Origin of the sequence: Eggerthella sp. (assembly GCF_048329335.1) — a bacterium.
GTDB lineage: Bacteria > Actinomycetota > Coriobacteriia > Coriobacteriales > Eggerthellaceae > Eggerthella > Eggerthella lenta.
The window spans coordinates 1-3,787 of record NZ_DBFEGU010000198.1; the positions used below are offsets into that span (position 1 = coordinate 1).

At 63.8% G+C, this 3,787-nt stretch carries 4 protein-coding genes; all 4 read left to right on the forward strand.

What is annotated here, in order from left to right; genetic code table 11:
* Positions 1-847: DUF1385 domain-containing protein (locus tag ACMO6A_RS06530; RefSeq protein WP_418470940.1), on the forward strand; the 847-nt coding region annotated here is incomplete at its 5' end.
* A gap of 100 nt (positions 848-947) precedes the next feature.
* Entirely contained in the window at positions 948-1,724 is a 777-nt protein-coding gene (locus ACMO6A_RS06535; protein WP_009304738.1) for an ABC transporter ATP-binding protein, read from the forward strand.
* A complete protein-coding gene (locus tag ACMO6A_RS06540) occupies positions 1,721-2,893 on the forward strand; it encodes an ABC transporter permease (RefSeq protein WP_418470943.1) in 1,173 nt (390 codons plus the stop codon). Before ACMO6A_RS06535 ends, ACMO6A_RS06540 begins: the two co-directional genes overlap by 4 nt.
* Before the next feature lie 41 nt (positions 2,894-2,934).
* Positions 2,935-3,787, forward strand: an 853-nt coding sequence (locus ACMO6A_RS06545; RefSeq protein WP_418470945.1) for a lysostaphin resistance A-like protein, incomplete at its 3' end; no start/stop codon positions are given.

Sequence of the window (3,787 nt, forward strand, 5' to 3'; positions counted from 1 at the left end):
TACGATGATCGATGCGTTGGGGGCGCAGCGTTCCCTCGAGGTGGTTTCCGAGCCGGAATCCTCTCCCGAGTCCCAGTCCCGGCCCGAACCCGCCAAGAAGTCCTTCATGGACGAGGAGGTGGAGTTCGGCAAGAAAGAGATGGCCGTGTCGATGGTGCTGGGCCTCGTGCTGGGCGTGGTGCTGTTCATCGTGGCGCCGGCGTTCATCACGAACCTCATCGTGGGCGAGTACGACCAGAACACCGTGCTGTGGAACATCGTGGACGGCTTGCTTCGCGTGGGCGTGTTCGTGTTCTACCTGTGGCTGATCGGCCGCATGCAGGAGATCAAGCGCATGTTCGGCTATCACGGCGCGGAGCACAAGACCATCCACTGCTACGAGCACGGCCTGCCGCTCACGCCCGAGAACGCGCGCAGCTTCCCGCGCCTGCACGTGCGCTGCGGCACGGCGTTCCTCATCATGGTCATGGTCATCGCCATCTTCGTGTACACGGTGACGCCCATCAACGGGCTCATCGAGCTGTGGGGCGTGCCGGACGGCGCGCCGAAGCTGGCGCTGGTCATCCTCGTGCGCATCCTGCTGATGCCCGTCATCGCCGGCATCTCCTATGAGATCACGGTGAAGTGGGCGGGCAGCAACCCCGACAACCCGCTGGTGAAGGTGGTGCTGTGGCCCGGCATGCAGATGCAGTACCTCACCACGAACGAGCCCGACGACGGCCAGATCGAGTGCGCCATCGCCGCCATGCAGAAGGTGCTCGAGCGCGAGGAGGCCGAAGAGGCTGGCGAGAAGGCAGCAGCCGGCGCGCCCGATAACGCCGACGAGCCGGCGACGGCGACCGCGTAGAGCGCTCGATCGGGGGTGCGGGCGGAAAACGCTTGCCCCCCCCCCCTCGCTGTTATACTCATGCAAAACCGTTCCCTATCCGACTCAAAGAGGTGAGCCGATGGAATATGCCATATCCGCACGAGGCCTGCGGAAGTCTTTCAAGCTCTCGGCCAAGCAGCGCAAGCTCGAACGCACCGATGCGCGCGTGAAGACCGCGGTGGACGGCTTGTCGTTCGACGTGGCGCCGGGCGAGATATACGGGCTGCTCGGCCCGAACGGCGCCGGCAAGACCACGACGCTGCGCATGTTGGCCGCGCTCGTGAAGCCTGACGAGGGCGACGCGCTGATCGAGGGCGTCTCCGTCGTGGACGATCCCGCGGGCGTGCGCAGCCTCATCGGCTTTCTCACGAGCGAGCTCAAGCTGGAAGACGTCTTCTCGCCCGACTACCTGTTCGACTTCTTCTCCGAGCTGCACCATGTCGACGCGCCCGTGCGCGACGAGCGCAAGCGCCAGCTGTTCGCGCGCTTCGGCATCGACCGTTTCGCGCAGACGAAGGTGGCCGACCTGTCCACCGGCATGAAGCAGAAGGCGTCGCTGGCCATCTCGCTCGTGCACGATCCGCGCGTCATCATCTTCGACGAGCCGACGAACGGCCTGGACGTGCTCACGGCCAAGACGGTGACCGACTTCTTGCTGGAACTGGCGGCCGACGGTAGGACGGTGCTCTTGTCCACCCACATCTTCAGCCTGGTGGAGAAGGTGTGCGACCGCGTGGGCGTCGTCATCGACGGGCGCATGGCGGCCTCGGGAACGCTGTCGGAGGTGGCGGGGGAGCGCTCGTTGGAAGACGCGTTCTTCGACCTGTACGCGGCGAGCGTGAAGGAGGCATCGTGAAAGGCAACGCGTGGGCCATCGCGCGCAAGGAACTGGCGCGCTTCTTCAGCAACAAGGCTTCGGCGCTCGCGTCCATCGTGCTGCCGGGCCTGCTCATCTTCCTCATGTGGACGTTCATGGGCGATGCGATGGGCGGCATGTTCAAGCCCGATATGAGCAAGCCTCCGGCGGTGGCTGTGGTGAACGCGCCCGAAAGCGTGAAAGCGCTTGCGGCGGATTCGATCGTCGACATGCGGGACGAGCCTTCGCTGCCCGGCGCCGATGAGATGCGCGAACGCATCGAGCAAGGCGACGTCAAAGCGTTCGCGGTGTTTCCGGAGGGCTTCGACGAAGCCGTGGCGGCGTACGACCCCGCGTCGGGCGTGCCGGCGCCGCAGGTGGAGATCTACTTCAACTCCACCGACCCCGATTCCAGCCAAGCGCGCTCGACGTTCGCAGGGATGCTGGACGCGTACGAGTCGTCGCTGTCGAACCGCTTCGACGTCAACGCGGGTGGAGCCGGCTACGACGTAGCCGAGGAGCGCGACGTCGCGGGCATGCTCGTGGTGTCCATCGTGCCGCTTCTGCTGCTCATCCTCGTGTTCAGCAGCGTCATGTCCATCGCGGCCGAGTCGGTGGCGGGCGAGAAGGAGCGCGGCACCATGGCCACGCTCCTGGCCACGCCCATCAAGAGGCACGATATCGCGCTGGGCAAGGTGCTGGCCATCACCGTCATCGGCCTGCTCATCGCGGCGTCCAGCGCCATCGGCATCTTCTCGGGGCTGCCCGGCATCATGCAGGGCTCGGTCGACATCAACGTGTACGGCCCGGTCGAATACGTGTTGCTGGCGCTGGTCATCCTGTCGACGACGCTCGTCATCGTCGCGCTGATCACCGTGGTGTCCACGCTGGCGAAATCGGTCAAAGAGGCCACCATGTTCCTGACGCCGCTCATGATCGTGGTGATGCTCGTGGGCGTCCTCGGCATGTTCGGCGACGCGAAGGCCGAGGTTGCGTACTACCTCGTTCCGCTGTACAACTCGGTGCAGTGCATGATCGGCATCTTCTCGTTCGATTTCCAGCCCCTCAACGTGGCAGTCTGCGTGATCGCCAACCTCGCGTACGCCGGCGTCGGCGTGCTTGCGCTGCAGCGCATGTTCGACAGCGAGCGCCTCATGTTCGCGCGCTAGGCCGGCGCCGCTCGCGCGCTATCGAAGAAAGAAGGTTGGTCATGAAGATGATTTTCAAGAACAAGCATGGCATGGTGCGATCCGGATGGATCATCGCGCTGTGCATGGCCGCGTTCTACGCTCTCGGCTATGCGTTCTCCGCCCTGCTCATCGATGCTTTGCGCATGATTCTTGATGCCGCCAGCCTCGATGCTGCGTCATACGATGCGCTCGTCGATTGGATGAGCGCATCGGTGCTGCCCGTTGCCCTGCAGTTCTTGACGGAGGGCATCATGCTGGCCGTCCCCTTGGCTGCGTGGAGGATCATGAGGTATCGTTGGGAAGACCTCGGCCTCCGTGATTTTCGCGCCCGGTTCAAGAAAGACGGCGTTGTCGGGATGGCGCTGGGTTTCGCGGCGTGCAGCGCCATCTTCCTGCTGCTGCTCGCCACCGGCAACGTGGTAGTCGAGGGGGTCAATTCGCCGTTTTCTCTCTCGCTTTTCGCCTGGGTGCTCGTGTTCGTTGCGGTGGGCATCGCCGAAGAGGTCATGAATCGCGGGTTCATCATGTCGGTTTTGCGGAGGACGAACAGCAGGTTCCTGGTGATCGTCGTGCCGTCGCTGATCTTCGGGTTGATCCATCTCACCAATCCGAACGTCACCTTGCTCTCGGTCGTCAACATCGTATTGCTTGGGATCGCCCTTTCCCTCATGTACTACAAATCGGGCAATGTATGGATGTGCATAGGGTTCCATATCGCTTGGAACCTGTTCCAGTCGGTCGTGTACGGCATGCCGGTGAGCGGCTTGGATGTTCCCGCGTTCCTGGTGAGCGCCTACCCGGTTGGAAACCTGCTCAACGGGGGCGGTTTCGGCATCGAGGGCGGCGTGCTCACCACTGTTGCCGCCGTGTCCG